Raw genomic sequence first — 15,719 nt, 5'->3', positions numbered from 1 at the left:
TGGCGGTGTTCCATCGTGTGACACACCCGGGACACTCCCGGGTGGCGGGGGGTGTCACGCTCGCCCATCCTTCGGCCTGTCCGATCGGGGTGTGCGCCTGCCGCCCGTCCCGCTGCTGCCGCTTTCGTCACGCGCCTCGCACCAGAACACCAGGAGACCTGCATGTCCACGAGTTACCTGCCGCCGATCGGCAGCGCCCGCGCCCGCCTGCAGGCCGAGGAGCCGCGCCGCCCGATCGCCACCGCGCTGCAGCTGCCCGAGGAGCACGTGGAGCGCATCGACCAGTCGCACGAGCGCTGTCAGGCGCTCGGCCTGTCGCGCATCGAGCGGCCGGACTTCTCGCCACTGGGCCGCACCGACCTGTCGGTCGCCCGCGAGCGCAACCACCGCCTCTACACCCATGCCGCGCCGGTGATGGAGATGCTGCACGACCAGATCGTCGAGTCGCAGAGCATGGTGGTGCTGACCGACGCGACCGGCGTGATCCTGCATTCGATCGGCGTCGACGACTTCCTCAGCCGTGCCAACAAGGTCGCGCTGGCGCCGGGCGCGAACTGGTCCGAGCAGTACAAGGGCACCAACGCGGTCGGCACCGCGCTGATCGAGGAGCGGCCGGTGCTGGTCCATGCCGACGAGCACTACCTGCATGCCAACCATTTCCTGACCTGCTCGGCCGCACCCATCCTGGACCCGCGCGGCAACATCCTGGGCGTGCTCGACGTCTCGGGCGATCACCGCGGCTACCACCAGCACACCATGGGGCTGGTCAAGATGAGCGCGCGGATGATCGAGAACCACTGGCTCACCGACGACTACCGCAACGTCATGCGGCTGCACTTCCACAGCCGGGTCGAGTTCATCGGCACGCTGATGGAGGGCATCGTCGCCGTCAGCCAGGACGGCAAGCTGGTCGGCGCCAACCGGGGCGCGCTGGAGCAGCTGGGCCTGAGCGGCGCGGCCCTGCGCATGCACACGCTGAGCACGCTGTTCGGCACGACGGTGGCGGCGCTGGTCGACCGCTTCCGTTCGCCGCTGGCCACGCCGCTGCCGCTGGAGACCAACAACGGCCGCCAGTTCCACGTCTACGCGCGGTTCAACTGGCCGGTCTGGCAGAGCTTCGACACCATGATGCGCGAGCAGACCGGCGAGGCCGCGACCGGCCCGACGGCGTCGACGGGACCGGCCGGTCCCATCGATCTGGCCGCCGCCGCCGCTGCCGCCGCCGGCCTCCCAGCCGGGTCGGTCGCTGGCGCGTCGTCGTCCGCGGCGGGTGCTGCCGCCGGCTCCGGGCCGCGCGAGGGCCTGCCCCGGCTCGCCACCGGCGACGCCCAGGTTGGCGCGTTGCTCGACAAGATCCGCCGCGTCATCAACCGCGACATCCCCATCCTCGTGCTGGGCGAGACCGGCACCGGCAAGGAGCTGCTGGCGCGCGCCATCCACCAGGATTCGGACCGCGCCAAGCAGCCCTTCGTGGCGGTCAACTGCGCCTCGATCCCGGACACGCTGATCGAGGCGGAGCTGTTCGGCTACGAGGAAGGTGCCTTCACCGGCGCGCGCCGCAAGGGCGCGGTCGGCAAGATCGTCCAGGCCAACGGCGGCACGCTGTTCCTCGACGAGATCGGCGACATGCCGATCGCCCTGCAGGCCCACCTGCTGCGGGTGCTGCAGGAACGCCAGGTGACGCCGCTGGGCAGCGCCAAGTCGGTTGCGGTCGACGTGATGCTGGTCTGCGCGACCCACCGCAACCTGCGCGAGATGATCGAGCAGAAGACCTTCCGCGAGGACCTCTACTACCGCCTCAACGGCCTGGCCGTGCGCCTGCCGCCGCTGCGTGAGCGCAGCGACCTGATGCCCCTGGTCGAGCGCATCCTCGAGCGCGAGTGTGGCCGCAGCGCGCCGACCCTCAGCGCCGAGGTGATGCGCCTGTTCCAGGCCTATGCCTGGCCGGGCAACGTGCGCCAGCTGTTCAACGTGCTGCGCACCGCCTGCGTGATGGCCGCGGGCGAACGGGTCATCACGCGCGACCACCTGTCCGACGACTTCATCGAGGACGCCCGCCTGGCGCTGGAGCGGCGCCAGGCCGCACTCATGGTCCATACCAACCTGGCCCATGCCAACCTGGCCCATGCCGACCCGGCCGATGCGTCGGCCGCGCAGGCCGACGTCGGCCAGGCGGGCGCCTTCGGGCGCGTCCCGGCCACGACGAACGGCCCGTCCATGGGCGAGCTGGCGAGCACCGCGTCGATGCAGCCCGCCGGCCAGCCCAGCCTGCCGCCGGGCGTCGCGCGCGGCATGCCGGTCGAGCCGACGCCGCGTTCGCTGGAGGACATCGAGCTGATGTCGATCCGCACGGCGGTCGAGGCGGCCGGCGGCAACATCTCGGTGGCTGCCAAGCAGCTGGGCATCAGCCGCAACACCATCTACCGCAAGCTGCGCTGGAACAAGTCGGCCTGATGCGGCGGATTCAGGGCTTGGGTACGCCCGGCGGGACGGGCTCGCCAGCCGGCACGGCGTCAAAGGCGCGGGCCTCAAGCTCGCGCCAGGTCCGCTGCCAGTTCAGCGCATGGCGCTCGCCGCGCGTCAGCGTTGCCGCGACGCCGGGCAGGCGTTCGGGTGGCGGATCGGTCTCGGCGACCCCTGCGGCCTGGGCGTGGGTGACGGCCTCGCGCAGTGCCTGCCAGTACGCGCGCTGGGCCTCCGGCCGGGCCGATGCGTCGATGGGGCCTTGTTCGGGCAGCCAGCGGGTGCCGGCCGGCAGCGTGTCCCCGATCGCCTGCATCTGCGCCACGCCGGCCTCGATGCCGTCCAGGTCCGCGTCGCGCAGGTCGGGTGCACCGTCGGTCCAGGACAGGCCATGCGCGCCGATCACGCCGCTGGCCGGATGCCACCACAGCGTGGTCGGCGTGCCGGCGCTGCGGGCGACGCGCCACCAGTGCCACGGCCCGAGCCGGCCGGACTCGCCGCTGAGGCGTTCGGTCGGCAAGGCGATCGACGCCGGCTCGCCGAGGTCGGTGGCGCGACGGCCCAGTCGCTGCGCCAGCCTTTCGGCGCAGTGGGCGCAGCGTTCGGCCATCGCGCCGGCCACGTCGGCATGGGCGTGGCGCCGCACCGAGGCGTCCAGCCCCGCCTGGCCCAGCACCAGCTCCGGCCGCGGCCACGGTGCGATGACGTCGGTGACCTCTCGCCCGAAGCGGCAGCGGATGTCGGCCGCCAGTGCCTGGCCGTGTGCCGCGCTGGGGCCGGCGCCGACCAGCCAGGTGCGCGGGCCGTCGATCAGCAGCAGCAGGTTGGAGATCGCGCCCCGGTTGTCCGCATCGGTGTCGCCTGCGGCACCGGGCAGCCACCACAGGTCCGGCGCCAGCGCCCGCCAGGTCGCGATGACGGGTGCCTCGGCCGGCGGCGTGCAGGCCGTGGCCGCGGCGGTGGCTGGTTCGCTCACCGGCTTGGTCGCTGGGTCGGCCCAGGCGACCGGGGCGATGCAGGACCAGGTCAGGGCGAGGCTGGCGCACCACGGCCGCAAGGCGGCGTGCAGGGCGGAGGCTGCGAAGCAATGCGGGGCGGGCACGGTGATCGTCGCGGAGGGGTCAGGCAAGTTCGGGGCGCTGCGACACAGTGTCACGCGGGTGGTGCGACAGCATAGGCGTGGCGCGGCCTGGCCGCCTGTCCGGGACGGCGCCGGGTCGACGGCGGGGCGTTGTGTCACCGTGGAACGCTGTTCCAGCCCGTCACGGTGCGGGTCGCCCGCGCTGGCCGCTGCGGGCTCGGTGTTTTCCATCACGGCGAACGGTCGTTCGTGTTGGCCGGCCGCCAACTTGGCGGACCGCTCAGGCGGCATGTCTCTTGCTGACTTCATCACCGACACCGCCCCGTGTGTCGGCGCAGGGTCGCCGCTCGCGGGGCGGCCGATGAACCAGGAGAGGACATACAACGATGCGGGGTCTGACGTGAAGCTGGTGGTGCTCAAGGGCGGCGCGGACGCCGTGCCGCTGCCCCAGCGCAGCCAGGTGGCCCACATGCCGCCGAGCCGGACGGCCGGTGCCGCCGCCCTGTCGGGCGACGGGCGGCACTGGCTGCTGGTCAACGTGACACCGGCCGTGGCCGACCAGCTCGCCACCGACGCGCGACTGTTGCGTCACCCCGGCCTGGCCGATGCGGCCGTGCGCACCGTCGTGCTGACGGATGCGCAGATGGACCATGTGACCGGCCTGCTGAGCCTGCGCGACGGCGCGCCCATCCACCTGTTCGCCACGCCGGCGGTGTTCGAGGAACTGAGCCACAACCTGCCGGTGCTGCCGATGCTGGAGCACTACTGTGGCGTCCACTGGCATGTCATCCCGGTGGCTGGCGAATGCCGCAGCGCGGTCTTCCAGGTCGACGGCCAGCCGCAGCTGGAGTTCACCGCCGTCGCCACCGACGGCCCGCTGCCGCGCCACAGCTACAACGCCGGCGGTCCGCAGGTCGGCTCGACCATCGCGCTGGCCGTGCGCGACCTGCTGACCGGCCAGCGATTCTTCTGCGCCTCCAGCGTCGCCGGTGTCGGCGCGATGGCCGGCGAGTGGATGCGCGAGGCCGACTGCGTCCTGCTGGGCGGCAGCCCGGCGGTGCTGGCGCATGAGCCGGTCGCCGCGCCGCACTGGACACCCGACGCCGCCAACGAGCCCTGGAGCGCGCTGGAAGGTGCGCGGGCGCGTCGGCGGCTGCTGCTCGAATCGGCCGACGACGCCCAAGCGCCGGTGCGAGACCAGCTGATCGCCCGCTGGGGCCTGGAGCCCGCGGCGGACCGCATGGAGGTTGAACTCTGATGGCATCCCCACCGTCCGGCGCGCCGATCCTGCGCGTCGACCGCCTGGTCAAGCGCTACGGCGAGCGGGTTGCGCTCGATGGCCTGAGCCTGAGCATCCCGCCTGGCCAGCGCGTCGCCCTGCTGGGTCCGAATGGCGCCGGCAAGTCGACCCTGTTCCAGGTGCTGACCGGCCTGTTCGCCGCCGATGCCGGCGAGGTCGACGTGGCCGGCATCGCGGTGCGCCAGTCGCCCTCGGCGGCGCTGCGCCACATCGGCGTGGTGTTCCAGCAGATGTCGCTGGACCTGGACCTGTCGGTCGAGCGCAACCTGCGTTTCCACGCCGACCTGCACGGCCTGCCGCGCGGCGTCGCCACCGAGCGCATCGCGCTGGGCAGCGCCGCGATGGGCCTGGGCGGCGAACTCGGCCGCACCGTGCGCGAGCTGTCCGGCGGCAACCGCCGCAAGGTCGAGTTGGTGCGCGCGCTGCTGCACCGGCCGGCGCTGGTGCTGATGGACGAGCCCACCGTCGGCCTGGACCCGAAGTCGCGCCGTGACCTGCTGGCCGCCATCCAGGCCGACGTGGCCGCACGCGGCAGCGCTGTGCTGTGGGCCACCCACCTGGTCGAGGAGGCCGAAGCCGCCGACCGCGTGGTGGTGCTGCACAAGGGCAAGCTGCTGGCCGACGGCAGCCCGGCTGAGGTCGCGGCCGCCCTGGGTGGTTCGCGGCTGGAGGAGGCCTTCATCCACGCGACCAGCTGACGGATCGACGTTCCCATCCGGACCGCCCCTCGACGTGCGGCCGGTTCCACAACGAAGGAGACGACCATGGACCTCACCCACCTGAAGCAGCACCGCCTCGCCGGTGCCTGCCTGCTGGCGATGCTCGCCAGCCTGTCCGCCGGCGCGCAGGCGCAGGGCGTGGCCTACGTGTCCAGCGAGAAGGACAACACGCTGACCATCCTCGACCTGAAGACGCAGGCGGTGGTGGGCACCGTGGCGACCTGCAAGCGGCCGCGCCACATGCGCCTGACGCCCGACGGCAAGCAACTGATGGCCGCCTGCGGGGACTCCGGCGTCGCCGACGTGATCGACCTGGCCACCCGCCAATCGGTCCGCAAGGTGTCGTTGGGCGAGGACCCGGAAGCCTTCGACCTGTCGCCGGACGGCAAGACCTTGTACGTCTCCAGCGAGGAAGACGGTGCGCTGACCATCATCGACCTCGCCAGCGGCAAGCAGAAACAGGTCGAGGTCGGCAAGGAACCCGAGGGCGTCAAGGTCAGCCCGGACGGCAAGCAGGTCTACGTGACGTCGGAGGTCGCCAGCCTGGTCCACGTGATCGACACCGCGACGCAGAAGGTCATCAAGAACATCAAGGTCGGCAAGCGGCCGCGCCGCTTCGCGCAGACGCCGGACGGCGCGCAGCTGTGGGTCACGAACGAGCTGGGCGCCAGCGTCAGCATCATCGACACCCGCAAGCTCGAGGTCGTCGGCACGCTGAAGTTCGAGGTCAAGGGCGCCCGCGCCAGCGACATCACGCCGGTCGGCATCGAGATGAGCGCCGATGGCAAGCGCGCCTATGTGGCGCTGGGCCGTGCCAACCACGTCGCCTTCGTCGACGTGGCCGAGCGCAAGGTCACCGACCTGGTGCTGGCCGGCAAGCGGGCCTGGGGCCTGGGCCTGAACAAGGCGCAGGACCGCCTCTACGTGGTCAATGGCATGTCCGACGACCTGACCATCGTCGACGTGCCGGCGGCCAAGGCACTCAAGACCGTCCCGGTCGGCCGCGTGCCCTACGGCGTGCTGGTGGTCGAGTGAGGGCCAGGGCATGAGCGTGTCGCACGATTCACGGCGCGGTGTCGGACTGGCTGGCCTGCTGCTGCTGCTGCTCGCGGGTTCCGTCCAGGCGGCCGCCTTCAAGGCGGTGCTGATCGCGCCCGAGGACGATCCGCGGCTGGACCGCAACCGGGTCGAGCGGGCCTACCTGGGCCACACCGGCGGGCCAGCGGCGGACGGCATCCGGGTGGCGCTGAAGGAAGCCGGCATGGAACTGGACGCGGCCGGCGCGTCGGTGGCCTTCGAGGTCGTCAACGTCGCCGCCACGCCCGAGGCCGCCCGAGCGGCCGCCGAGAAGGCCGAGAAGGGCGGCGCGACCTTCGTGCTGACCGACCTGCCGCCGGCCGCGACGCTGGCGGTGGCCGACGCGGTCAAGGTGCCGGTCATCAACGTTGGCGAGCCCAGCGACGCGCTGCGCGAGAAGGACTGCCGTGCCCGCCTGTTCCACACGCTGCCGAGCGACCGCATGCGCGCCGACGCGCTCGCGCAGACGCTGGTGGCGCAGAAGTGGATGAACGTGCTGGTGCTCACCGGCCCGAGCCCCACCGATGCGCAGCGCAGCGCGGTGGCGCAGGCGGCGATCAAGCGCTACGGCCTCAAGCTGGCCGGCAGCAAGCCCTTCAAGCTCTCCGGCGACCCGCGCGAGCGCGACCTGGCCAACCCGGCGCTGCTGACGCAGGGCAGCTACGACGTGGTCTGGGTGGTCGACAGCGACGGCGAGTTCGCCCGCAGCCTGCCGTACCGCACGGTGCAGCCGCGTCCGGTGGTCGGCGATGCCGGCCTGACAGCGGTGGCCTGGCATGCGCAGTACGATCGTTACGGCGCGCCGCAGGTCTCGCGCCGCTTCACCCGCGACGCCAAGCGGCCGATGGGCGGCCATGAATGGTCGGCCTGGATGGCCGGCAAGGCCGTCGCCGCGGCGGCGATCGAGGCGCCGAAGGGCCCGGCCGCCGCCGTTCACAAGGCCTTTGCCGGACTGGAGCTGGACGGCTCCAAGGGCGTCACGATGGGCTTCCGCCCATGGGACGGCCAGATGCGCCAGACGATGCTGATGACCGACGGCCAGGGCGTCGTCGCCATCGCCCCGCCCGAGGGCATCCTGCATCCGAAGAACAAGCTCGACACGCTCGGCGGCGACGCGCCCGAGAAACTCTGCAAGGCACGCGGATGAGCGCTCCGAACGAACACGCCGCGCGCACCGGCCTGCCGCACGCGCTGCAGGCGATGTGGGCCATCGTCGCGCGCGAACTCGCCAAGTTCCTGCGCCAGACCGGCCGCCTGGTTTCGGCGCTGGTGCGTCCGCTGCTGTGGCTGGCGGTCTTCGCGGCCGGCTTCCGCAACGTCTTCGGCGTGGCGATTGCCGAGCCCTACGACACCTACATCCCCTACGACGTCTACATCGCGCCGGGCCTGATCGGCATGGTGCTGCTGTTCAACGGCATGCAGTCCAGCCTGGCGATGGTCTACGACCGCGAGATGGGCCTGATGCGCCTGCTGCTGACCGCGCCGCTGCCGCGCACCTGGATCCTGCTGTCCAAGCTGGTGGCGACGGCCGTGCTGTCGCTGATCCAGGCCGGTGCCTTCGTCCTCATCGCCTGGCTGCTGGGCACCGAGCTGCCGGTCTGGGGGCCGCAGACGCCGCATGTCATCGTCGCGGCGATCAGCGCCGCGCTGATGCTGGGCGCGCTGGGCCTGCTGCTGAGCGTGCACATCAAGCAGCTGGAGAACTTCGCCGGCACGATGAACTTCGTCATCTTCCCGATGTACTTCATGTCGACCGCGCTCTACCCGCTGTGGAAGCTGGAGGAGTCCGGTGCGACCTGGGTCTACCAGATCGCCCGCTTCAACCCCTTCACGCATGCGGTCGAGTGGCTGCGCTACGCGCTCTACGACAAGGACCCGGGCCTGTCGCCGTGGATCGTGCTGGGCACGCTCGCCCTGTGCTTCGGCATCGCCGCCTGGGGATACGACCCGCAACGCGGATTCGGCGCCCTGACGAAGCGGGGCTGACATGAAGACCCTGCCATTCATGCGCCGCGCGCCAAAGGACGGCGCCCCCGCCATCGAGCCGATCTGGCTGGAATGGCTGACGCTCGGCGGCCTGCTGGTGTTCGCGACCTGGCTGCTGGGCGTGCGCGGGGTCTGGGGCCTGCTGCTGCGCTCGGATCCGACCGGGTTGACGCTGGTGATCCTCGTGGTCTTCGCGACGGCGACGCTGTGGTGCGGGGCCCGCTCGCGCGAGCTGCAACGCCAGCGCCGGTTGATGGACGACGCCCTGCGTCGGCCCGTCGCCGGTCATGCCGCGCACGATGTCGACGGCTGGGCGGCGTCCTACTGGGCGGCGCTGGCGGCCTCGCCGCGCGATGCGGATGCCCCGCTGGACCTGCTGCTCGAACAGGCGCAGGGCCCGCACCACACGGCCTGGTGGGTCAATGCCATCCAGCTCAAGCTGGGCCTGCTGGGCAAGGTGATCGGTTTCTCGATCCTGGCCATCCAGATCGGCCAGCTGCAGAGCTTCGACCCGAACCAGACGCAGGACCTGCTGCGCACGCTGACCTCGGGCCTGGGCATCGCGCTGCTGACGACCATGGTCGGCCTGGTCGGCAACATCCTGCTGGGCCTGCAGCTCACGCGCCTGGACCGCTACGCCGACACGCTGGTGGCCGATTGCCAGCGCCACGGCCTGCGGCTGGCGCGCCGCATCGACGGGGCCTGATCGATGGCCCGTTCCAGACGCGCCCGCAGCGGCCGGGAGGCCGAGGTCGATCCGTTCTACGACATGTTGTTCAACATGCTGATCGCCTTCGTCTTCTGCTTCCTGATCGCGCTGCTGGCGATGAACCCGAAGGCGCTCAAGGCCGGCGACATCCCGGCCAAGGCCGAATACATCATCACCGTGTCCTGGCCAGACATGAACCCCAACGACATCGACACCTGGGTGCAGGACCCGGGCGGGAACCTCGTCTGGTTCCGGGCCCGCGAGGCCGGCCTGATGCACCTGGACCGCGACGACCGGGGCGTGGCCAACGACAGCATCGTCGTCAACGGCCGGCAGGTCGTGAACCCGCTGAACCAGGAGGTGGTGACGCTGCGCGGCATTGCCCCCGGCGAGTACACCGTCAACGCCCACTACTACGACAGCAAGGACGGCCAGCCGGTCGAGGTGACGGTCAGCATCGTCAAGGTCAACCCGCGCGCCGAGGTCGTGTACTACGGCTCGCTGCCACTGGCCCGCAAGGGCGACGAGGGCACGGCCGCCCGCTTCACGCTGCTGACCGATGGCGCGGTCACGAACATCAACACGCTGCCCAAGTCGCTGGTGCAGCGGCTCTGAGTCCGGCCGACCGACGCCGGACCTTCCCGACAAGCAGAACGATCCCGAGACACGCATGACCCTCGCCCTGACCCTCACCTTCATCGTGCTGGCGGCCCTGACCGTCCTGGCCCTGCTGTGGTCGCGCTGGCCGGGCTGGCTCAAGGGCCTGCTGGTGACCGGCGCGGCGATCTTCTACTTCTGGGCCGACGGCGTGGTCCACGACCTGGCCGGCTGGCCCACCACCGACGCGCTGCCCGAGCGCTTCGTGCTGCTGGCCGCCGTCATCGAGGAGCCGACGAACAAGGGCCCCGGTGCGCTCTTCATCTGGGTCCAGGCGCTGCAGGACGGCAAGCCGGTGCGCCAGCCGCGTGGCTACCAGCTGCCCTATGCCAAGGACCTGCATGCGCTGCTCAACGAGGGCATCAAGAAGTCGCGTCAGGGCGTCACGCAGATGGGCCAGGCCGAACCCAAGGCCGGCAAGAAAGGTCTGAACTGGCTGCGGCCGGGCAGCGACGAGCAGGTCGTGAAGATCCGCGACCTTCCCGCGCCCCAGCTGCCGGAGAAGTGAGATGAGCCTGCCGATGCGAAGCGCTGGATCGTCCCGTCGCCGCGGCCTGGCCGCGCCGCTGCGGCGCACGATGCTGGCCGCGCTGCTGGGTGGGGCCATCGTGGCGGTCTTCATGCTGGCCGGCTGCGGACCAAGCGGCGCGACGCTGCCACTGTTCCCGCTCGAGGCCGGCCACCGCTGGGTCTACCAGCAGACCAGCGAGTGGGAGAACAACACCATCGAGCGCGACGAGCTGGTGATCGGCAGCCTCGGCCAGGACGACCTGCCAGGCATCGGCCGGGCCTGGCATCGCCGCAGCGATTCGGGCGTCGACTACTGGCTGCGCAGCGACGACAGCGGCATCTTCCGCGTCGCGAGCAAGAACGACACCCAGCCCGATCCGGTCGCCGATCCGGCCCCGCGTTACGTGCTGCGCCAGCCGCTGGCGGTCGGCACGCAATGGCAGGCCAGCACGACCGCCTACCTGCTGCGCCGGCGGCAGGAATTCCCGCCCGAGATCCGGCACAGCCATGCGCCGGTCCTGATGACCTACACCATCGCGGCGGTCGGGCAGACCGTGGACAGCCCGGCCGGCCGTTTCGGCCAGTGCGTCGAGGTCAGGGGAACCGCGCAGATGCGCCTGTTCGCCGACCCGGTGCAGGGCTGGCGAGACCTGCCGATGACCACCACCGAGTGGTATTGCCCCGGACCGGGCCTGGTGCGCGTGGTGCGCGAGGAGCCGGCCAACTCGACCTTCCTGGTCGGCGGCAAGCAGACCCTGGAGCTGAACGAATGGCATTGATCCACCGCCGCCGCCTGCTGGCCTGGCTGGCCTCCTGCAGCGCCGGCTCGGCCGCCGCCATGCCGATCGCCAGCCTTGCGCAGGGCGGGCGTTTCCCGCAGCGCCCCGTCAGCCTGTGGGTGCCCTGGCCCGCCGGTGGCGCGACCGACCTGACGATGCGCCTGCTGGCCGAACTGGCCGGCCAGAAGCTGGGCCAGCGCGTGATCGTCGAGAACCGCTCCGGCGCCGGCGGCACGCTGGCCATGCCGGTGCTGCAGCAGGCCGCGCCGGACGGCTACACCATCTCCCAGCTGCCCCAGCCGGTGCTGCGCGCGCCGCATGTGCAGAAGGTGCTGTGGGACCCGATCCGCGACACCACGCCCATCCTGCAGCTGACCGGCGTGACCTTCGGCATCGTCGTGCCCGCCGGCAGCGACCTGCGCAGCGTCGACGACCTGTTCGCCTGGGCGCGCAACCGGCCCGGCGAGCTGACGATCGCCACCAACGGTGTCGGCACCACGCCGCATGTGGTGATGGACGACCTGTTCGGCCGCCGCAACCTCAGCTACACGCATGTGCCCTACAAGGGCACGGCCGAGCAGATGCTCGCGGTCTCGTCCGGCCAGGTCATGGTGGGCGTCAACTCGAACGGCTTCGCGCCCTATGTCGACAGCGGCAAGCTGCGCCTGCTGGCGACCTTCGGCCAGCACCGCACCCAGCGCTGGCCGCAGGTGCCCACGCTCAAGGAACTGGGCCACGGCGTGGTCGCGACCTCGCCCTACGGCCTGGTCGGTCCGCGCGGCATGCCCGCCGAGGTCGTGCAGGTCCTGCACGACGCCTTCAAGGCCGCCTTGAACGACCCGGTCCATGTGGCCGAGCTGGCCAAGTACGACCAGTCGGTCGACTACCTCGGGCCGGACGACTACGGCCGCGCGATGCGCGAGGCCTATGCGGCCGAGAAGCGCACGGTCGAACGGCTCGGGCTGGCGCGCGGCGGCAGCGGCGGTTGAACGCGGCTTGAACGGCCCTCAGGACACCGGCGAGGCCAGCACCAAGGTCCAGTAGCGCACACCGCTGCGGTTGACCACGCAGGCCAGGCCGACGTCGACGGCACGGCGCGACATCAGGTTGGCGCAATGGGGTGGGCTGCGTTTCCAGAGCTCCAGCACGCCGTCGACATCCAGCGGCTTGCCGGTCGGGCCGATCCGGCCGCGCGCCAGGTTCTCGGACACGGTCGCATAGGCATAGCCGGCATCGCTGACGCGCGACTGCGGCGTGTCGCCGCCAGGGCCGTCGTGCTCGAAGAAGGCCAGGTTGGCCATGTCCAGGCTGTGGACCCTGGCCGCCTCGTAGAGCTGGGCGTTCCAGCGCATCGGCCGGCTGATCGCGGAGAAGGTGCCCATGTTCGAGCAGCTGAGCGTCTGGGCCCGCACCAGCGACAGCCGCACCGTGATCTCGGACTGCATGTCGGCGAGGCCGCAGTTGGCTTCGCCGACCGGCACGACCGCCTCGCCGGCGATGGTCTGCGTGGTGGGCTGGCTCACCGGGGCCGGCGCGGGGGCGGGCGCTGTCTCGTCGGCACTGCCGCTGCTGCCCCCGCCGCCGCAGGCGACCAGCACGAAGGCCAGGGACAGCGCCAGGAGCGTCCGGGCGCGCACCGAGGGTCGGCCTGCCGCTGGGCTCGGGCCGTGGCCGGTCGCGGGGTTCTCGGTGGCGTCGGTCAGCGTCATGGCGTCGGGCCGGCCTCGGGTCGGGAGCGGACCGGGCGGCGTGTCTTGGGGGTCGTCGAAAGCGCTCGCGGCGATCCCTCGAAGACCGCCGCAAGACCTCGTAACAATAATGTGTAAGCTCCCGCAGGTGTGTGTCCCGCTTCGGGAGTTTTTGCATTTCAGGGCATTCCGTTGCCCCCCTGCCACCCCTCCGTCCCGAACCTCCGTAGAAGTCCTGATCCCGATCCGATGCTCGCCTACCGACACGCCTTCCATGCCGGCAACCATGCCGACGTCCTCAAGCACCTGGTGCTGGTCCAGGTCCTGCGCCACATGGCGCTGAAGGACAAGCCCTACCGGCTGGTCGACACCCACGCCGGCGGTGGCGGCTATGCGCTGGACAGCGTGCAGGCGCAGAAGAAGGGCGAGTACCTGCAGGGCATCGCCCGCATCTGGGATGCCGCCGACACGTCCGTGCCGGAGCCGGTGGCCGACTACCTCGACCTGGTGCGGGCCTTCAACGCTCGGCTCAACACCGACCCGGACACCTCGCCGGCCAGCCTGCCACTGCGCCACTACCCCGGCTCGCCGGCGATCGCGCAGGCGCTGCTTCGGCCGATGGACCAGCTGCGGCTGTTCGAGCTGCACCCGACCGAGCACGCCATCCTGGCCGACCACCTCGGCGGGGCACGCGGCGTGCAGATCGCCCAGGCCGACGGCTTCGAGTCGCTCAAGGGCCAGCTGCCGCCGCCGTCACGCCGGGGCGTGGTGCTGATGGACCCGTCCTACGAACTGGTCAGCGACTACGGCAAGGTCATCGACAGCCTGCGCGACGCGCTCAGGCGTTTTGCCGAAGGCGTCTACGTGGTCTGGTATCCGCAGGTCAGCCGGGTCGAGGCCAGCCAGTTGCCGCGCCGGCTGCAGGCGCTCGCGCCCAAGGGCTGGCTGCATGCCCGCATCAGCGTGCAGCAGCCTGACGCGCAGGGCTTCGGCCTGATCGGCAGCGGCATGTTCATCATCAACCCGCCGTACACGCTGCATGCCGCGCTGGCCGGCTGCCTGCCCTGGCTGGTCGACCGGCTGGCACAGCATCCGCACGCCAGCTACCTGCTCGACCAGCACGTGGTCTGAGCCCCGACCGGGCGGGGGCCGGCGCGCCGCCTCAGCCCAGCTCGGAAGGGCCGCGCGGCTCGAAGCTCATGCGGCGTTGCAGGCCGTGCTTCTCGAGCCGGTAGCGCAGCGCGTCGCGGGTCAGGTTCAGCGCCTGGGCGGTCCGGGAGACGTTCCAGTGGCAGCGCTCCAGCGCGCTGACCAGGACCTCTCGCTCGGCGGCCGCCACCGGGTCGACCGGGGTGGCCGTGCCCGCCGTGCCCGTGGTCGGTCCCAGGCCGCCAAAGCCGGAATTCCCGAAGCCCGAGTTGGCGTAGCCGTTGTGCGGGAAGCCGTTCTGCGGGAAGCCCCCCGCGTGCAGGTTGCCATTGGCCGCCGGCCGGGTCGAGCCGGGCATCGCGCTGGACACGGACGTGGTCGGGTTCATGGTGACCAGCGCAAGCTGGTGTTCCTCGATCTGGCCGGAGCTGTTCATCAGCAGGGCCTGTTCCAGCACGTTGCGCAGCTCGCGCACGTTGCCCGGCCAGCCGTGGGCCAGCATGCGGCGTTGCGCGCCTGGGCTGAGCACCGGCGCCTTGCGGCCGTAGCGGCCGGCCAGTTCGGCCAGGAAGTGTTCGGCCAGCAGCAGCGCGTCCTGTTCGCGCTCGCGCAGCGGCGCGATCACCAGCCGGACGACGCAGAGCCGGAAGTAGAGATCGGCGCGGAAGCGGCCTTCCTGCACCAGCGCCTCCAGCGGCCGGTGGGTCGCGGCGATCACCCGCACGTCGACGTTCAGCTCGCGCAGGCCGCCGACCCGGCGCATGGTGCGCTCCTCCAGCAGCTTGAGCAGCTTGGCCTGCAGGCTCAGGTCCATGTCGCCGATCTCGTCGAGGAAGAGCGTGCCGCCCTCGGCCGTCTCGACCAGGCCGAGCTTGCGCTCGTTGGCGCCGGTGAAGGCGCCGCGCTCGTGGCCGAACAGTTCGGACTCCAGCAGGTCGGCCGGCAGCGCCGCGCAGTTCAGCTCGACGAAGGGCTTGCCGCGGCGCCGGCCGCTGAAGTGCAGGGTGCGCGCGACGACTTCCTTGCCGGTGCCGGTCTCGCCCAGCACCAGCACGGCCGGCGGCGTGGACTGCTGCGACTGGCTCATCTGGTTCTCGGCCTCCAGCAGCTGCTGCAGCGTGGCGCGCAGCTGGCGGATCGCGCCGGATTCGCCGACCAGCCCCTGGCGCGGCAGCGTGTCGTTGTCTCGCGAGGTCAGGTAGTCCAGCGCGCGGTCGCGGCGGGCGTCCTCCAGCGTGCGGTCCAGCACCAGCTTGAGCTTGGCCAGCGAGACCGGCTTGGTGAGGAACTCGACCGCGCCGAGCTTCATCGCCTCGACCGCCATCTCGACGTTGCCGTGCCCGGTGATCATCACCACCGGCAGCGTCGGGGCACGTTCCTGCAGGCGTCGCAGGGCCTCCAGGCCGTCCATGCCCGGCAGGTTGAAGTCCAGCACGACGGCATCGGGCTTGAAGCGGTCCAGCAGCGCGATGCCTTCCTCGGCGGTCTCGGCATGCCGGACCTCGCAGTCATGGTGCTCCAGGTAGAGCCCCATGTTCTTGGCGAGGATGGTCTCGTCCTCGATCAGCAGGATGGCTTTGCGCATGGTGGGTCGTCTCGAG

15 protein-coding genes are annotated in these 15,719 nt (G+C 71.3%); 12 read left to right on the top strand and 3 right to left on the bottom strand.

Going from position 1 to position 15,719, the window contains the following annotated elements; genetic code table 11:
• The first annotated feature begins 162 nt into the window (after window positions 1-162).
• Window positions 163-2,454 (top strand): sigma-54-dependent Fis family transcriptional regulator, encoded by a 2,292-nt coding sequence (locus Q8X39_RS03285; protein ID WP_305748179.1) that lies wholly within the window; start codon window positions 163-165, stop codon window positions 2,452-2,454.
• 10 nt (window positions 2,455-2,464) lie between these two features.
• Here Q8X39_RS03285 and Q8X39_RS03280 read toward each other — a convergent pair whose 3' ends face one another.
• Complete coding sequence (locus Q8X39_RS03280) at window positions 2,465-3,565, bottom strand: hypothetical protein (RefSeq protein ID WP_305748178.1); 1,101 nt, start codon at window positions 3,563-3,565, stop codon at window positions 2,465-2,467.
• A 379-nt stretch (window positions 3,566-3,944) separates the two neighbouring features.
• Between Q8X39_RS03280 and Q8X39_RS03275 the strand changes: the two genes are divergently transcribed.
• From Q8X39_RS03275 to Q8X39_RS03230, 10 genes are all read left to right on the top strand, one after another.
• On the top strand, window positions 3,945-4,802 hold the full coding sequence (locus Q8X39_RS03275) for an MBL fold metallo-hydrolase (protein ID WP_305748177.1): 858 nt from the start codon (window positions 3,945-3,947) through the stop codon (window positions 4,800-4,802).
• Window positions 4,802-5,542 (top strand): ABC transporter ATP-binding protein, encoded by a 741-nt coding sequence (locus Q8X39_RS03270; RefSeq protein ID WP_305748176.1) that lies wholly within the window; start codon window positions 4,802-4,804, stop codon window positions 5,540-5,542. The genes Q8X39_RS03275 and Q8X39_RS03270 overlap by 1 nt, the downstream gene beginning before the upstream one ends.
• Window positions 5,543-5,608: 66 nt before the next feature.
• Window positions 5,609-6,598: a PQQ-dependent catabolism-associated beta-propeller protein gene (locus Q8X39_RS03265; protein WP_305748175.1), complete on the top strand. Its 990-nt coding sequence runs from the start codon at window positions 5,609-5,611 to the stop codon at window positions 6,596-6,598.
• A 10-nt stretch (window positions 6,599-6,608) separates the two neighbouring features.
• Window positions 6,609-7,787, top strand: a complete 1,179-nt coding sequence (locus tag Q8X39_RS03260) for an ABC transporter substrate-binding protein (RefSeq protein ID WP_305748174.1) — start codon at window positions 6,609-6,611, stop codon at window positions 7,785-7,787.
• Window positions 7,784-8,626 (top strand): ABC transporter permease, encoded by an 843-nt coding sequence (locus Q8X39_RS03255; RefSeq protein ID WP_305748173.1) that lies wholly within the window; start codon window positions 7,784-7,786, stop codon window positions 8,624-8,626. Before Q8X39_RS03260 ends, Q8X39_RS03255 begins: the two co-directional genes overlap by 4 nt.
• Before the next feature lies 1 nt (window position 8,627).
• On the top strand, window positions 8,628-9,332 hold the full coding sequence (locus tag Q8X39_RS03250) for a hypothetical protein (protein ID WP_305748172.1): 705 nt from the start codon (window positions 8,628-8,630) through the stop codon (window positions 9,330-9,332).
• Window positions 9,333-9,335: 3 nt separating this feature from the next.
• A complete protein-coding gene (locus Q8X39_RS03245; protein ID WP_305748171.1) occupies window positions 9,336-9,950 on the top strand; it encodes a hypothetical protein in 615 nt (204 codons plus the stop codon).
• A gap of 55 nt (window positions 9,951-10,005) precedes the next feature.
• Window positions 10,006-10,500: a hypothetical protein gene (locus Q8X39_RS03240; RefSeq protein ID WP_305748170.1), complete on the top strand. Its 495-nt coding sequence runs from the start codon at window positions 10,006-10,008 to the stop codon at window positions 10,498-10,500.
• A gap of 13 nt (window positions 10,501-10,513) precedes the next feature.
• Window positions 10,514-11,281: a hypothetical protein gene (locus Q8X39_RS03235; RefSeq protein ID WP_305748169.1), complete on the top strand. Its 768-nt coding sequence runs from the start codon at window positions 10,514-10,516 to the stop codon at window positions 11,279-11,281.
• Window positions 11,272-12,270, top strand: coding sequence for a tripartite tricarboxylate transporter substrate binding protein (locus Q8X39_RS03230; RefSeq protein ID WP_305748168.1), 999 nt, complete (start codon window positions 11,272-11,274; stop codon window positions 12,268-12,270). Before Q8X39_RS03235 ends, Q8X39_RS03230 begins: the two co-directional genes overlap by 10 nt.
• 18 nt (window positions 12,271-12,288) lie before the next feature.
• Here the strand turns inward: Q8X39_RS03230 and Q8X39_RS03225 are convergent, their stop codons facing one another.
• The gene (locus tag Q8X39_RS03225) at window positions 12,289-12,990 is read right to left on the bottom strand and encodes a CAP domain-containing protein (RefSeq protein ID WP_305748167.1); all 702 of its coding nucleotides are present in this window, start codon (window positions 12,988-12,990) and stop codon (window positions 12,289-12,291) included.
• Window positions 12,991-13,218: 228 nt separating this feature from the next.
• Between Q8X39_RS03225 and Q8X39_RS03220 the strand changes: the two genes are divergently transcribed.
• Window positions 13,219-14,100: a 23S rRNA (adenine(2030)-N(6))-methyltransferase RlmJ gene (locus Q8X39_RS03220; RefSeq protein ID WP_305748166.1), complete on the top strand. Its 882-nt coding sequence runs from the start codon at window positions 13,219-13,221 to the stop codon at window positions 14,098-14,100.
• Window positions 14,101-14,131: 31 nt separating this feature from the next.
• Here Q8X39_RS03220 and Q8X39_RS03215 read toward each other — a convergent pair whose 3' ends face one another.
• Window positions 14,132-15,703 carry a sigma-54-dependent transcriptional regulator gene (locus Q8X39_RS03215; protein WP_305748165.1) on the bottom strand — a complete coding sequence of 524 codons (1,572 nt, stop codon included), beginning with the start codon at window positions 15,701-15,703 and terminating at the stop codon, window positions 14,132-14,134.
• Window positions 15,704-15,719 lie beyond the last annotated feature (16 nt).

The sequence above is a fragment of the Leptothrix discophora genome (genome assembly GCF_030705305.1).
Lineage (GTDB): Bacteria > Pseudomonadota > Gammaproteobacteria > Burkholderiales > Burkholderiaceae_C > Sphaerotilus > Sphaerotilus discophorus.
This window is presented reverse-complemented; position numbering and strand designations above follow the sequence as displayed.